Here is a 15,913-nt window from a genome sequence, read left to right on the forward strand (position 1 = left end):
AAATATACATTTAAAAGGATAGCGTTTGCTATCCTTACTCTATTTATTATTTCAGTTTTTTCATATTGCATGATAGCGACATTTTCACAAGAAAACCCATTTAGAGAATTAGCCCTTGCTTCTAAACAAAAAGACATTGAAGGGTGAGTTGCTCTACAAGAAAAAAAACACCACTGAGACAAACCAGTGCTAACTCAATATTTTATATATATTAAAAATTTCTTCACTGGGGACTTTGGTTGAGTATTTAAACCAACAAGTAACCCATTTGGAGCGGAAATTAAAACAATGCCCCAACTATTCTTTAAACCTTTAAGATGATCAATCCTTATTTCCTTGCCAGCATTTATTTTAAGTGCTTTTATCGGAATAATATTAGGTACAATTTCAGGTTACAAACGTGGAACTTTTATTGATAGTACAATCAATATATTTGTGCTAATTTTTATTGCGTTACCATCATTCATTATTGCACCTATAGCAATTAATATTTCTATAGCTGCGGGATTACCATCAAGAGTATTCGTAACAGATCAACCCTTATTAGTAATTATAAAATCATTCTTATCACCAATTCTTGTTATTACATTAGGTTCATTAGCAGTATATACTTCATACACACGTAATCAAGTTATTACTGTATTGACATCTAACTATGTTTTAATAGCAAAAACTAAAGGATTGGGAAATATCGAAATTTTTAGAAAATATGTTTTTAGAAACATTTCTATTCCTATATTTTCATTGGTATTTCCTTCATATATTGGTCTATTAACTGGATCAATTGTTGTTGAGGTTTACTGACAATTACCAGGAACATCGCAAGTTATTGCCAAAGCCTTCCCTGCTGGAGAAAGAAATGTTGTTATGTTCAGTACGATATTCTTTACATTCTTATCTCTAATAACTGAAATAATTACTGATATCAGTTATGCATTCCTAGACCCAAGAATTAAATACTCATCAAAATCAGGTAAAAAATATTCACAATATGTAATGTCATACTTCACAAGAAGAAAAATATGAAATGACTTCATTTCAAACACAGAAACTACATTAGAAAGGGGCAAAGGCGATGAATAGTACAGATTTTAATCAAAAATATAAAATTGGAATTAATTTACAATCAAAAATAAAATTTATCGGTAGTGAACACCAACACAGCAGTTCTAACATCGCTGGAAAACCTAAAAAAATGCTAGTAGAAATCATTAAAAGATTTTTCAAAAACCCTTATGTAACATTTGCGTTTATTTGTTTTGTTACTTTAATGTTATGTGCAATTATCATTCCATTAACAACACCATATAAAGCAATGACTCAGATTAACAACATTGATAAAATGTATACAACAATGTTGCCTCCAATTTTTTCACCAATGGTAGAAAAAACAGAAATTTTCCAAAACTCTCCAAAAATAGATAAATTTTACGAAATAAAACAATTTGTTGAAGAGCATCCGGATTTACAAATTTATTTTGCTAACTTTTTAAACACAACTCGTTTCGGAGAATTTAATGCCGCTACAGGTACAATATCGATGCAATATGATGCTTATGCATTATTTGATGCAGTTATATTACATAATGCAATGGCACAAAAAATTACCGAAGATGCTAACTTTGTATTTACTCAAGCGTGAGTAAATGATATTAAAATTCAAAACCCAGTTAATACATTATTAGGTACTGATATAAATGCTCAAGATATTTGAACAAATGCTTGAACCGGAACAGCTGAATCAATTAAAATAGCTATTATTACCGCTTCATTACAAACTTTAATCGGTGTAGCAATTGGAGCTTATTTAGGATTTCACGTTGGAAAATGAATAGATACTGTATTCATGCGTTTAATTGAAATTTTCTTAGCTCCCCCTACATTAATTTGATTACTATTATTCGTATCAGTAATGGGAGTAAGTAATACTGCCTTGATTATATCATTGGTAATAACTGGTTGAGCATGACCTGTTTCAAGTACACGTATGTTTATAATAACAGTTAAAGATGAAGAGTACATAACAGCAGCTAAAAGTATTGGTGCTTCAACTTCAAGACAAATATTTGTACACGCATTACCTGCAATACTAGGTAAAATCGCTACAGCATTCGTTCGTAGAATACCTTCAATTATTCTATCGATCGCTTCATTGGCATTCCTTGGATTCTACAAAGACGGAAACTCGGCCAATTTAGGTAAATTATTACTTGAAGCAACACCTCAAGCACCTGAAAACTACTGAATACTATTACTACCTTCGATAATATTATTAACACTTTCACTATCATTACAATTTATTGCAATAGGAGTACACGATGCACTGGATCCAAAAGTTATCAGTTCATCTAAAAAATAATTAATATGAGCAACATAACAAAAAAAGAATACGAACTAAAAATGTTCGATCAAGAATTAAAAAAGATAGATGAAAGTAAATTAGTTTTAAATGTCAAAGATTTACACGTAAGTTTTAAAACAGGTAAAAAGAAACTTTTACACATTATTCGTGGAGTGGATTTACAAATCTTTAAAGGACAAATTGTTGGTATTGTTGGTGAATCTGGTTCAGGAAAATCAGTAACATCAAAATCATTAATCAATGTAAATGAACGCACAATCACAACGGCCGAAGTTATGACTGTTGATGATAAAAATTTATTAGAATGTAAACGCGAAAAAAATTGAAAACAAATAAGGGGTAAAAAAATTGGATACATTCCACAAGATCCTTTAACATCTCTTAACCCAACAAGAAAAATAGGTAAACAATTACTGGATGCCTTAAATCATAATGACGATTGAAAACACAAAACATACAAAGAGAAAAAAGAGTACTTAATTTCTTTATTAAAAGAATTTGGTTTAAGACAAGCTGAAGAAATATTTAACATGTATCCACACACCTTGAGTGGTGGTATGAAACAACGTGTCGTTATAACAATGGTTGTTGCGTTAAAACCACATGTAATAATAGCTGACGAACCAACAACTGCTCTTGATCCAACAGTCCAAGCATCAGTGCTAGCATTATTTGAAAACATCCGTACAAAAATGGGAATTTCAATCATATTAATTTCACACAACATTTCAGTTGTTGCAAAATTCTGTGATTATATTTATGTTATGTATGCAGGACGTATTGTTGAAAAAGGTACTAAAGAAGAAATATTCACAGTACCAGCTCACCCATACACATGAGCTTTAATTTCTGCGGTGCCTGAAAATAAAGAAGAAAAACTTTACTCAATCAAGGGAACACCACCAGACATGGCCAACTTATCATTAGGAGACCCATTTGCACCACGTAACGATTATGCACTAGAGATTGATTTCATAAAAGAACCACCTCTTATTCCAATTTCACACACTCACTCAGCCGCAACTTGATTATTACATCCTGATGCTCCAAAAATTTATTTACGAGATGATTTAATTAAACGTTTAGAATCATTTAGAAAGGTATTTTATAAAGATGAAAAATAACAATTCAGAAAAAAAAGTTATTTTAGAAATTGATAACCTTAAAAAATATTTTATAAACGGTAACCATGTAAATAAAGCGGTGGATGGCGTAAGTTTCAAAGTACATGAAGGTGAAGTTGTTGGACTTATTGGTGAATCTGGTTCAGGGAAAACAACTATTGGTCGTTCATTGTTACGTTTATATGATGAGTACAACGGATTTGTAAGGCTTGACAAAAAAATTATCAGTGGTAAAAAAATAAGCAATAAAAGAAATAAATTTTTACGTCGTAATGTGCAAATGATTTTCCAAGATCCGCATGCCTCATTAAACGGACAAAAAACTATCTTCTCAACACTTAAAGAACCTCTTGTTGTTAATAAGATAATGAAAGAAAACATAAGTGATTTATTCAGTGATTGAAAAGATGTAAAAAGTAATTTTAAATACACATTTAGAATTAAAACAAAAACATTAGAAATTGAAAACTTAGGATTGTTTAATAAACTTGCTGAAAACTTCGTAAAAGAATGAACAAAAAACTTTGAAGAAATTCAATTCAATTCTTCTTTAAATTTAGAAGATAACTTTAACCTATACTACGCTTTCCTAGAAGAAAAACAAATAATGGAGAGTGATATAATAGACAAAATGTATTCAAACACAACCAAATTGATTGAATACTATAAAGAAAAACAAAAAGAGTTCAGATCAAATATTCTAACTGAAGATGAAATATTAGTAAACAATCTAAAAAAACAACACAAAGATGCTCTTTTAGGCTCAAAACTTTCTAAAAAACAAGTTAAACAACATTATGAATTAATTGATAAAAAAGCAGAGCTTGACGATTTCGAAACTAAATTACATGATTTTAAATTAATTAATAAAAACACTTTTAAAAACTACATTCAAGAATTTAAACATGAAATTAAATTAATTAAAAACAATCGATTATCCACAACCGACTTAGATTTCTATGCATATAATCTAAAAAGAGAATTACTGGATAAACACACAATAAAATACATTAAAGATGTTCAATATTCATTACGTTATTTAACATTTAATCAAATTAAAGAATTCATTCAAGAATTAAAATTGTATACAATGAATTTCTATACAGAATTCTTATCATTTGATTATCAACCAAAATTAAAACAAAAAATAAACAAAGTAATTGATTCAGATTTTAAATTTGATTGCAAAAAATTTGTTGCTACTTCAAAAGAAAATGAAGATGACATTAAAAAAGATCAAAAAAGAGTTATTGATACAATTGCACATCTTGAAAAAGAATTGAAAAAACAACAAAAACCTTTTGTTTGTGAACATCAATTAGCTAAAATCGAGCAAGAATTATCAAAAGCCTTAATATGACAACGAGAAGAACTAGATAAGTTTGTTGAACATAACAAAGCATACGTTGCAACACTTGATGAAGAAATTGTTAAAATAAATAAAATTTATTATGACCTGAGAGACGAAATTAAACAATTAACACATAAATTTGACAAAAAACATACAGAATTTATTGAATTTATTAAACACCAAGCATCTTTAGATAAAACAAAAATTAAATTCTGAATTAATAAATACAATACAATTGTTCAAAACAAATTTGAAACTCAAAAATCATTCAACATTGAGTACAAATATTTATTAAAAGATATTGGTAACATTGACTTATTGTTAGGAAACAATAAATCAATTATTAATAGAATGTTCAACAACAAAGCTAAAACATTTGACAAAATCTATTCACACTTCTTAATGTTGCCAGTAACTAAATTAAGAATTCAAGGTCTTTTATATAAAACTATTATTTACAAAACACTTGAAGATGTTGGTTTATTGAAACAATTCGCTTACCGTTACCCACATGAATTTAGTGGTGGACAAAGACAAAGAATTGTTATCGCTAGAGCATTGATTACAAATCCAAAAATTATTGTTGCTGACGAACCTATTGCTTCATTAGATATTTCAATTCAAGCTCAAGTTGTTAACTTATTAAAAGACTTATGTAAAACAAAAAACATTGGGTTAATTTTCATCGCCCATGACTTATCAATGATTGAATACGTTGCTGACAGAGTGCAAATTATGCACCTTGGAAAAATTGTTGAAAGTGGAGATACTGAAGCTATCTATAAAAACCCAGTACACCCTTACACAATTAATTTATTTAAAGCAATACCAAAAATTTCAAATGCTAACGAAAAATTTGAAAATATTAGTTTTGAACTAAATTATTTAAGCGAACAAAAATTCCCATTTATTCCAAAAGAATATAAAGTTGAAGAAGACCACTATGTATATGGTACTGAAGAACAAGTATATAAATGGGTATCTGAACAAGAGAATCCAGAACAATTCAATATTGAATCAGTTACCGAAATTTCATTAGAAGAAGTTGAATCATCTAAGAAAAAGAATAAAAAATAATGAAAAAAAATTCAGTATGAAATTGATATAAAAATGGTTTTAATAAAACAACAATACTTTATTTAATTATTAATATTGTATTATTCACTTTAGTGTTTTGTGCAGCTGCTTTTTGACAAAAGCCAACACAATACGAACACGAAGGTAAAATTGTTGTTATTTCCAATAATCGTTCTATAGTAGATTCATTAACAGCAGCAGCTATTACTATCTTGACCTTAAATACTGTTGCATTGTGTGGTCGTTATGGACTAGGTTCTGGAACTAAAAAAACATTAAAAAACATTAAAGAGGGATTTCAATATAAAAAACAAAAAGAAAAAATCGAATCTCAAAGAATGTCTCAACAACAATTTAAAGAATATTATGAAAATAAAGCCAAACAAGCACAATTAGAAAAAGAGAAAAAAGACAAAGAAAAAATACACGGAACTAATAGTTGAAAATCTACCGCTTCAGTGTTTTATTCATTGGTTTTAGTATCACTAATTATCTTAATTGTATTATTAGCATTTCAATAAAAAATACAGGTATTTAATCCTGTATTTTTTATTTGTTTTAAATCATTTCTTTTACGTAACGAGCTATAACAATTTCTTCGTCTGTTCTTACTTTATATACTGGAATTTTTGAATCTTTTGTAGAAATCAATAATTCCGAACCGTATTTTTCTAAGTTTTTTTCTTCATCTAATTTAACACCGAATGAAGGTAATTTTTCAATAACGCTTTTACGTACGATTTCATCATTTTCTCCGATGCCCGCAGTGAATACAATAGCGTCAATTGGTTCTCCAATTTTATTAATATATGCTGCAATTGTGTCGACTACTCTTCATACAAACATGTCAACAGCGAACTGAGCTTTTTCATTACCTTCCGCACATGCTGCATGTAAATCTCTGATGTCATTTGATATACCACTAATTCCTAGTAAACCAGATTGTTTAACGAACATATCAAACACTTCTTGAGCCGAGTTATTTTCAACACGTACTAAAAAGTCATAAATAAGTGGATCTACTGTACCGGCACGAGTACCCATTATTAAACCATCTGATGAACTGAATCCAACTGAAATATCAAATGATTTTGAATCTTTAACAGCACAAACTGACGAACCAGAACCTAAATGAGCAATAATTAAATTGTTTTTGTCTTTACCTAAAATCGATTTCATTTTATTGTTAATAAAATCGTGGCTTAATCCATGGTATCCATATTTGTATACATGATATTTTTCTGCTCATTCTTGATTGATTGAAAATGTTGCATTTATTTTAGGAACTGTAACGTGGAATGCTGTATCTTGAGCAATAATTTTTTTCACTGAAGGAATGTTTTCGTTGAAAGCTTCCACAGCAGCTAGAGTTGCTGGAGCATGCAGAGGAATAAATTTTTTAGCCTCTTCAATACCTTCGCGAACTTCATCAGTAAAGAATGCTGGTGTTAAATATTTATGACCAGAAAAAGGCGTTCTGAATCCAATGGCAGCTATTGTGTTTAAATCAGTTATTACATCATATTTTGCTCATAATTTGATTAATTCTTTAACTGCAGTAGTGTGATTAGGAAGAGTAACTTCATCTATAAATTTTTCTCCCTGGTATTTGGTGATGATTCTACCGTCTAAATTAATTCGCTCGCATAGACCACTAGCTATTAAATGTAAATCTTCTTTATCGTGTAGTGATCATTTTAATGAACTACTACCTGCATTAACTACTAAAATTTTACTCATTATTTAAATTCATAACCTTTTAATATTGTAATAGATGTCACATCAATAACATCTTGAACTGTAGCCCCACGGCTAAAATCGTTAATAGCTCCATTAATTCCTTGAATAATAGCACCAACTGCTCCATATCCGCCTAAACGTTGTGCCATTTTACATCCAATGTTGCAACTTTCTAGGTTAGGGTATACATAAATACCCAATTTTTCTTGAGGTGCTGATGGGAATTTGTGTTTTCTTACATTTAAATCATAAGCTGAATCAAATTGCATTTCACCGTGGATCATATTGATTGATCCGTCCTCAATAGCTAATTTAACGGCTTCACGCACTAATTCCGGATTTTCACCTTTTCCAGAACCGTTTGTTGAATAAGTTAAAAATCCTGTTAAATCATTCATTTTCATTGTTCTGGCAAATTCGCTAGCATTTTTTGCTAAATCAACTAATTGAACTGCGTTTGGTTTTTCAACTGTTGATGGATCTGTAAGAATAAATGTTTCATCATCTTTATGTAGCACAATGATTGATGAAATTGTTTTAATTCCAGGTTTTGGTCCAATAGCTTTAAATGAAGCTCTCAGAATAGCTGCAGTTGAATAAATCAACCCCCCAACTGCTGAGTCAATTTCTTTTGTTCTTAGCATCATAGCTCCGTAGAATGGACGTGTTTCCAAAGCTTGTCTACATGCTTCGATATTTTCTTTGCCTTTTCTTATTTCGGCTAATTTCTGTGCATATTCTTCTTTTTTTGCACTTTGTTGTGTCATAACGATGTTTTCTAAACCATCGTCAACGATTTGACTTTCATTTTCTAATAACATAATAGGTTTTGCTAATTTGTTATCTTTTAAATATATAGCAGCTTCTCGCGCTCTCGGGTCATTCCCATCTATAAATAAAACACTTAATATCTCTTTTTGAGCTTTTGCCTTTATTAGAGTATTAATATGTTTGCTGTATTTTGACATTTCTGACATATTTCTCCTTAATAATTCGTTAATTATATTTTAGAACACAAAAAATAAAAAATAAAAAATCACATAAAAAAAATAGTCATGAAAATATCAAAAACAGGCATTTTTTAATATTTTTATGTCAAAATGTTATTTTTTTGTTCTGAGAATAAAAAAAAATATTTCCTTTATCTTATAATTTAAGTGCATAAAATTGCGAGAAATGAAAGGAAAATAAATGAGTTTCAAATATGTTAAATCAGACGTTGTTATGTCTGATGAAAAAGAAATGATTCGTTTACTAGATATCGATGGTAACCTAATCGATAAAAACTACAAACCAGAATCAACAAAAGAAATTTTAGAAATGTATAAAAACATGGTTAGATCACGTCAATGAGACCTATACGCTCTAAACCTACAAAAAACAGGACGTATCGGTACATTCGCACCTAACTTAGGAGAAGAAGCATTCTTATCAGCTTTAGGAGCAGTTGTTCGTAAAGATGACTGATTTGTGCCTCACTACCGTGTTCTAGCAACACTATTAACATTAGGAATTCCTATGAAAGACTACTTCAAATATTGAAAAGGGTCAGAACAAGGAGCTAAATCACCAGATGGTGTAAATGTTATGCCAATGCAAGTTGTTATTGGATCACAAATTTCACAAGCAGCCGGAGTTGCATACGCTCAAAAACTACAAGGGAAAGATACAATTGCTTTAACAACAATTGGTAATGGGGGAACCAACGAAGGTGAATTCCACGAAGGATTAAACTTTGCCTCAGTACGTAATTTACCATTACTATGTGCAATTGCTAATAACCAATGAGCTATTTCAGTTCCACAACACAATTCATACAAAGTTAAAACACTTTCACAACGTGCAGCATCATACGGAATCCCAGGATTACGTGTAGATGGTAACGACTTACTAGCATCATACGAAGTTGCTAAAGAAGCTGTTAAATACATTCGTGAAGGTAACGGACCAGTTCTAATTGAATTCGTAACATGACGTCAAGGACAACATACAACATCAGATAACCCACGTGTATATCGTTCAGCAGAAATGGAACAAGAAAAAGAAAAATGAGAACCAATGCACCGTATTGAAAAATACTTATTAGATACAAAACTACTTACTGAAGAAACTAAAGCACAAATTTGAGCAGATGCTGAAGCTGAAGCAAAACAAGCATTTGTTGATGCAGGACAAGAATTAGAAGGAAAAGAATCATACGAAGACATCTTTAAATGAACATACGCAGAAATGACAGAAGAACTAAAAGAACAACTAGAAGAAGGGAAAAAATACCAAAAATAATTGGTCTTTTTGAAAGGAAAACATATGTCAGATAAAAAAATAGCTTTAAATAATATTGGAGCCTTAAACCAAGCTCTTCATTTAATGTTCGAAAAAGATAAAACTTTAGTTCTATACGGAGAAGATGCCGGATTCGAAGGTGGAGTATTCCGTGCAACAGAAGGACTACAACAAAAATTTGGTGCAGAAAGAGTATTTGACTCACCTATTTCTGAATCAGCAATCGCTGGTACAGCAATCGGAGCAGCAGTTGCAGGTCTTAAACCAGTTGTTGAATTCCAATTCTCTGGATTCGTATTCTACGCATTAGCACAAATTTGTACAAACGCAGCTCGTCTACGTAACAGAACACGTGGAAAATATTCAGTTCCAGCAGTATTTAGAATGCCATGTGGAGGAGGGGTTCGTGCATTAGAACACCACTCAGAATCAATCGAAGCAATATTCTCACACATCCCTGGTCTAACAGTAGTTATGCCATCTACACCATATGACACAAAAGGTTTAATGATCGCAGCTATTGAAAGTCCAGATCCAGTTGTATTTTTAGAACACAAACGTGATTACCGTGCATTTAAACAAGATATTCCTGAAGGATACTACAAAGTTGAAATCGGTAAAGCAAACGTTGTTGTTGAAGGTGATGACTTAACAGTTGTTACATATGGACACATGGTTCATGAAACAACAAAAGCTTTAAAAGAATTATACGAATCAGGATTTGAAGGATCAGTTGAAATCATCGACTTGAGAACTTTAAAACCTATGGACACAGAAACAATTGTAAATTCAGTTAAGAAAACTGGAAAACTATTGGTTGTTTCAGAAGCAGTTCGTACACTATCAATAGCTTCAGAAGTTGTTGCTCGTGTTAACGAAAAAGCATTTGATTACTTAAAAGCTGCTCCTGTACGTCTAACAGGACCAGATGTAACAATTCCTTTACCATTTTTAGAAGCTCACTTTATGGTTGATGCAAACAAAATTGCTCACGAAATTAAAGAGCTATACAAAAAATAGTAAACAGAATAATAAAATTACGGCTTCATAGCCGTAATTTTTTATTAAACATTGTTGATGAAATTATATATATCTTGAAAAACGTCTTCACGATCATTTTCTAATAATATTTCATGGCGCATACCGTTGTATAATTTAAGCTCAATATTTTGAAAATTATTTTTTTTGTAATAATTAACAACTTTGTAGTTTTTATTACCATACCCACCAATTGGGTCCTCTTTACCACTAATAAATAAAATTTTTTTATCGCGAGGTATTAAATCAATATTTTCTGCTTGTGACATTTTTATTATTAAAGTTGTTAAATTATAGAAAAATGAGTTGGAACATTTAAAACCACACAATGGGTCGGCAATATATTTATCAACTTCGTTATTATTATTATTCAGTCAATCTCATTCAGTGCGATTTTTTTTGATTTTTTTATTAGCTGAACTGAATGCCATTTTATTTATTTTATCATTTATATATTGTGGCCCTTGATGTTTGGCCAGGAAGAATGATAATTTATTCGACATTTTTTCTTTTATACTTGCAAATCCCGGAGATCCACAAACAATAGCTCCATCAATAGTTTCATGATATTTAAATAAATAATTAAGTAAAATTATTGAACCAAAACTGTGACCTAAAATAAACTTTTTAGAGTTAGGGTATCTTTTTTGAATTCAGTAATTCAAATCGTATGTATCTTCCACGATTTTTGTATGACCGTCATAATCAGATATGTGCCCTAATTGATTTATGTTTTGTCCTGTTTTACCATGACCCCTTAAATCCATACCAATGACTTTAATATTCAAATCGTTGAAATATTCAGCAAGCGGTGCGTATCTATTTATATACTCAGCCATGCCGTGAATAATCTGAATAACACATTTCGGATTTTTCATAGACGGATGAAAGTCAATACAATTGAGTTTTGTATTGTCTATTGTTGAATTTATCGTGAATTTTTTCATAAACACTCCTTAAATTTTTACTTCTTTAGTTCAGTTAAAGGTTCTTTCGACTGCAGTGTTTCAACCTTGAATCAATTTTTTAGTTTTTGATTTTGAAAATTTAGGTGTAAATTCTTTATTATTTACAGAATTATTTTTTATTTCTTCAATACTTTGTCAATAACCTGAAGATAAACCAGCTAAATAAGCAGCTCCTAAAGATGAAGTTTCAATTGATTCAGGTCGTTGTACAATAATGTTTGAAATAGAAGATTGAAATTGCATTAAATAATTTGAATTGCTTGCCCCTCCATCCACTTTTAATATTTTAATATTTTTACCAAAATCATTAACCATCGCATTTATTAAATCATTCGATTGAAAAGCAATCGCTTCCAATGTTGCTTTAACTATATGTTCTCTCTTAGTACTTTGTTCTAAACCAAAGATTGCACCTCTTGAATAAGAGTCTCAGTATGGCGCTCCTAAACCCGAAAATGAAGGAACTAAGTATACTTGGTGTGAATCATCTTTTTCAGCGAGTTTAGCATAGTAATCACATTCACTAGAATCATATATTATACGTAATGCATCTCGTATTCATTGTATTGCCGCTCCAGCAATAAATACTGATCCCTCAAGAGCATATACCGGTTTCTCTCCCTTTAATTGTCAAGCGATAGTAGTTAATAATTTATTTTTGGAAAGTATTGGTTTATGTCCGATATTCATTAATGTAAAACAACCTGTGCCATATGTATTTTTTATTGAACCCGGTTCAGTACATAATTGCCCAAATAAAGCAGCTTGTTGATCTCCAACAACCCCAGTAATAGGTATTAATTCATTTGAATTTGTTGATCAAAAATATGGTTCGATAAAACCAAATGTTTCAGAAGAACTTTTGATTTCTGGCAATATGCATTTTGGTATATCAAAAAGTTTTAATAATTCCTCGTCTCATTCGAGTGTGTTAATGTTGAAAAGTAATGTTCTCGAAGCATTTGATACGTCAGTTGCATGAACTTTTCCATTTGTTAATTTTCATATTAATCATGTATCAATGGTTCCTGCTAGTAATTGATTTTTCTCTAATAATTCTTTTGCCTTTGGAACGTTTTTAAGTATTCATCTAATCTTCGTCGCAGAAAAGTAGGGATTAATAATTAATCCGGTTTTTTCACGAATTTTATCAGTATATTTTTTTAATTTATCACAGTATAATGCGGTACGTCTATCTTGTCACACAATAGCGTTGTAAATTGGTAAGCCCGTTGTTTTATCTCATAATACAACAGTTTCTCTTTGGTTAGTAATTCCTACTGCATCAATACTACAAGCATTTTTATTAGCATTGTTTTTTGCAGCTTGCATTGTAGAAAGTTGTGTGTTTCAAATTTCAAGTGCATCTTGTTCTACTCAACCACTTTCCGGATAATATTTACTAATTTCAATTTGACTTTGTGTTACTATAGATCCTTTATTATCAAATAATATTGATCTACAACTTGCTGTTCCGCTATCTAAAGCTAAAATATATTTTTTATCCATAAATAAGATTATATTAAAAATAAAAATTAAAGGGCATACTCTTTGAAAATAAAAAAGTGCCGAAGCACTTTTTTAATAATAATATTATTCTTCAATGTCTGTGTGAATACCAATTTGATTTAATGTTTCATTGTGAACTTTAGCTAATAAAGCGGACGATTTTTCAAATTTTGCTCATTCATCATCTGACAATGTTGGTTTAGTTGGTAAATATTCGTATCCATTTTCACCAACGATTACAGGGATTGATATTCAAACTCCTGAGTGTTTGTAACTTGAAGGTAATTTAACACCAATATTCATAACTGTACGTTTGTTTAGCAATACTGCTTGTGTAATTTCGTATAACGATGTCGCAATACCGAATTGAGTGTTACCCTTACGTTCTCAAATATAGAATCCTTCTTTTTTCATTTTTACTTCAAGTTCGTCTAATTCATCTTTTTTAATACGTTTTGTTTTTAAGATGTTTTTGAAGTTGATGTCACCAATTTTTGCTTGACTTCAAGCCACAAATGCTGAACCCCCGTGTTCTCCAAGAACACTAACATTTACTGAATCGGCAGCAATGTTGAATCTTTGAGCGATAAATTTTTTCATTCTAGCTGAATCAAGTGTTGTACCGGCTGAAATAACTTTTTTGAATGGGTAATTTCCGGCGTAATGGATTGCAGCAGCCATAACATCACAAGGGTTGGCAGCCACAATAAATACACCTTTGAATCCAGCGTTTTTTAATTCTTCTGTAAATGATTTCATTAATTCAGCATTTTTTCCTGCCAATGCTAAACGATCTGACATATCTTTACCAGCTGGAATTGATGCACAAACAACAGCTATATCTGCGCCCTTAGCATCTGCAAATGTACCAGCGCGGAATGTTGATCCGTTTCTTGGTAAAACGGCAACCATGTCTTGAAAATCGTGTGCATGAGCGTCACATAAATCTTTATTTTTATCAATAAATACTCACTCTGCTTCTATTCCGCGAGCTACAGAAACGTTTACATAGGTAAATCCTACATTTCCAAGCCCAATTACTACTATTTTTTTCATATTTAATCCTCTATCTTATTGAATAATTTATTTGTGTTTTTTGTACTTATATTTTAATATATTGTCAAACAAGTTATAAAAAAAAGAAAATTAAAGTACGTATTTAATCAAATAAATTCCTATTTTTTCCAAATATATCAAATATTATTAGTTTTGAATATGTTAAAATTAATAAATGCAAATAATAACAAAGAAAATCATGATATCACTGATGTCAATTACAGCAATAGCTACTCCTTTAGTAGCAGTTTCATGTGGTAATAGTGGTGAAACAGTAAATGATGCTGCAACCAAATATTTCAAACCAGATGAAAAAGGAAATCAAATTTATTACAATAAACAAACACAAACATTGGATTTATCAAAGGATAACAAATTAGAAATCATTACCCAAGCTATGTTTTCAAAAGAAGCTACAAGAGTATTAAAATTATCAGACCAAGAACGTAAAGATTTAACAGGAGTTAATTTAGTCAAAAATGTTCCAAACATTATTTACATTAAGAAGGTTATATTACCTGCAAGTCTTAAAAAAATTGAAAAAGGTGCATTCTTAAACCAAAATATTGAAGAAATAGTTTTCGCAAACTCTTCAAAACTTGAGTTAATTGAAGAAAACGCATTCCAAAATAACAAAATAAAAAAACTTGTATTACCTAAAAATGTAACCCTTAAACAAGGTGCTTTTTCAAATAATGAATTAACTGAAGTTACATTGAATGGATTAAAACATATTAACGAATCAGTATTCGCTGGTAATCAATTAGCAAATATTGATTTAACAGGAGTTGAATCAATCAAAAATTCAGCCTTCGCAAACAACGCATTCAGCTCAGTAGAGTTGCCAAATTCAGTAACTTTATTCAGTCCGAAAGCATTTGGTGTAAATAGGGAGAAAGTTCAAGTCAATATTTCTAAATTATCTGCTGAATTACAAGAAGCAATTAAAAAAGAATTAAGTGAAAAAGACAATATTGAAATTAAATAATTAAAAGATCGCTTGTAGAGGCGATCTTTTAATTTCATCAATTTATTAATTAAATCATTGGTGTATCACTCGCGGGCTCTCAACCCTCTTTTATTAAAGTTGTAAAATCACTAAAATCTGACATTTTAAATAAATTAAAACTTACAAGAGCGTTTCTGAATCATTCTAACTCTTTTAATTTTCTAATTGCTCTATAAGCATTAGCTAAATTATTATTTGTGTTCGCATAGTAAACACAGTTTGATAATCAATGAAAACCATAATGTCTCAAAATACTTCTTACATCTTCATAGGCTTGATGATAATCGTCGTTTTTATGGTATTCGTTTTTAAGAATATCTTTTTTTAGATAAAAAACAATTCCGTACATATAATTTCCCTTCTTTATCCTCGTAAAAATTAAAAGCCCATAAGGGC

At 30.3% G+C, this 15,913-nt stretch carries 14 protein-coding genes; 8 read left to right on the top strand and 6 right to left on the bottom strand.

All coding sequences use genetic code 4. The features are described from left to right. Nucleotides 1-69: 69 nt before the first annotated feature. Genes HGG69_RS00755 through HGG69_RS00775 form a run of 5 tightly spaced genes read left to right on the top strand, consistent with a single transcriptional unit; the run spans nt 70 to nt 6,435 of the window. Entirely contained in the window at nt 70-1,083 is a 1,014-nt protein-coding gene (locus HGG69_RS00755) for an ABC transporter permease (RefSeq protein ID WP_237077115.1), read from the top strand. Beyond that, a complete protein-coding gene (locus tag HGG69_RS00760) occupies nt 1,076-2,359 on the top strand; it encodes an ABC transporter permease (protein WP_169604909.1) in 1,284 nt (427 codons plus the stop codon). Before HGG69_RS00755 ends, HGG69_RS00760 begins: the two co-directional genes overlap by 8 nt. Before the next feature lie 5 nt (nt 2,360-2,364). Beyond that, nucleotides 2,365-3,486: an ABC transporter ATP-binding protein gene (locus tag HGG69_RS00765; protein ID WP_169604910.1), complete on the top strand. Its 1,122-nt coding sequence runs from the start codon at nt 2,365-2,367 to the stop codon at nt 3,484-3,486. Next, entirely contained in the window at nt 3,476-5,914 is a 2,439-nt protein-coding gene (locus HGG69_RS03150; RefSeq protein WP_169604911.1) for an ATP-binding cassette domain-containing protein, read from the top strand. Before HGG69_RS00765 ends, HGG69_RS03150 begins: the two co-directional genes overlap by 11 nt. Then, the gene (locus tag HGG69_RS00775) at nt 5,914-6,435 is read left to right on the top strand and encodes a hypothetical protein (protein WP_169604912.1); all 522 of its coding nucleotides are present in this window, start codon (nt 5,914-5,916) and stop codon (nt 6,433-6,435) included. Before HGG69_RS03150 ends, HGG69_RS00775 begins: the two co-directional genes overlap by 1 nt. A 37-nt stretch (nt 6,436-6,472) precedes the next feature. On the opposite strand, the gene HGG69_RS00780 is transcribed toward HGG69_RS00775, so the two are convergent. Together HGG69_RS00780 and HGG69_RS00785 are read right to left on the bottom strand one after the other, a co-directional pair. Beyond that, complete coding sequence (locus HGG69_RS00780; RefSeq protein WP_169604913.1) at nt 6,473-7,654, bottom strand: acetate/propionate family kinase; 1,182 nt, start codon at nt 7,652-7,654, stop codon at nt 6,473-6,475. Continuing rightward, nucleotides 7,654-8,631, bottom strand: a complete 978-nt coding sequence (locus tag HGG69_RS00785; protein ID WP_169604914.1) for a phosphate acyltransferase — start codon at nt 8,629-8,631, stop codon at nt 7,654-7,656. The genes HGG69_RS00780 and HGG69_RS00785 overlap by 1 nt, the downstream gene beginning before the upstream one ends. 214 nt (nt 8,632-8,845) lie before the next feature. On the opposite strand from HGG69_RS00785, the gene pdhA reads away from it, so the two are divergent. Beyond that, a complete protein-coding gene (pdhA, locus tag HGG69_RS00790; protein WP_169604915.1) occupies nt 8,846-9,937 on the top strand; it encodes a pyruvate dehydrogenase (acetyl-transferring) E1 component subunit alpha in 1,092 nt (363 codons plus the stop codon). Between the two features lie 24 nt (nt 9,938-9,961). Continuing rightward, nucleotides 9,962-10,957: an alpha-ketoacid dehydrogenase subunit beta gene (locus HGG69_RS00795; RefSeq protein WP_169604916.1), complete on the top strand. Its 996-nt coding sequence runs from the start codon at nt 9,962-9,964 to the stop codon at nt 10,955-10,957. Between the two features lie 44 nt (nt 10,958-11,001). Here HGG69_RS00795 and HGG69_RS00800 read toward each other — a convergent pair whose 3' ends face one another. From HGG69_RS00800 to HGG69_RS00810, 3 genes are all read right to left on the bottom strand, one after another. Then, nucleotides 11,002-11,922, bottom strand: coding sequence for an alpha/beta fold hydrolase (locus HGG69_RS00800; RefSeq protein ID WP_169604917.1), 921 nt, complete (start codon nt 11,920-11,922; stop codon nt 11,002-11,004). Nucleotides 11,923-11,931: 9 nt separating this feature from the next. After that, nucleotides 11,932-13,452, bottom strand: coding sequence for a glycerol kinase GlpK (glpK, locus tag HGG69_RS00805; RefSeq protein ID WP_169604918.1), 1,521 nt, complete (start codon nt 13,450-13,452; stop codon nt 11,932-11,934). A gap of 84 nt (nt 13,453-13,536) precedes the next feature. After that, a complete protein-coding gene (locus HGG69_RS00810; RefSeq protein WP_169604919.1) occupies nt 13,537-14,508 on the bottom strand; it encodes a lactate/malate family dehydrogenase in 972 nt (323 codons plus the stop codon). A gap of 175 nt (nt 14,509-14,683) precedes the next feature. Here HGG69_RS00810 and HGG69_RS00815 point away from each other — a divergent pair, with 175 nt between their 5' ends. After that, the gene (locus tag HGG69_RS00815; RefSeq protein WP_169604920.1) at nt 14,684-15,496 is read left to right on the top strand and encodes a leucine-rich repeat domain-containing protein; all 813 of its coding nucleotides are present in this window, start codon (nt 14,684-14,686) and stop codon (nt 15,494-15,496) included. A 49-nt stretch (nt 15,497-15,545) separates the two neighbouring features. Here HGG69_RS00815 and HGG69_RS00820 read toward each other — a convergent pair whose 3' ends face one another. Next, nucleotides 15,546-15,866: a virulence protein gene (locus HGG69_RS00820; protein ID WP_169604921.1), complete on the bottom strand. Its 321-nt coding sequence runs from the start codon at nt 15,864-15,866 to the stop codon at nt 15,546-15,548. Nucleotides 15,867-15,913: the final 47 nt, after the last annotated feature.

It is taken from the genome of Mycoplasma phocoenae, from assembly GCF_012934855.1.
Lineage (GTDB): Bacteria > Bacillota_I > Bacilli_A > Mycoplasmatales > Metamycoplasmataceae > Metamycoplasma > Metamycoplasma phocoenae.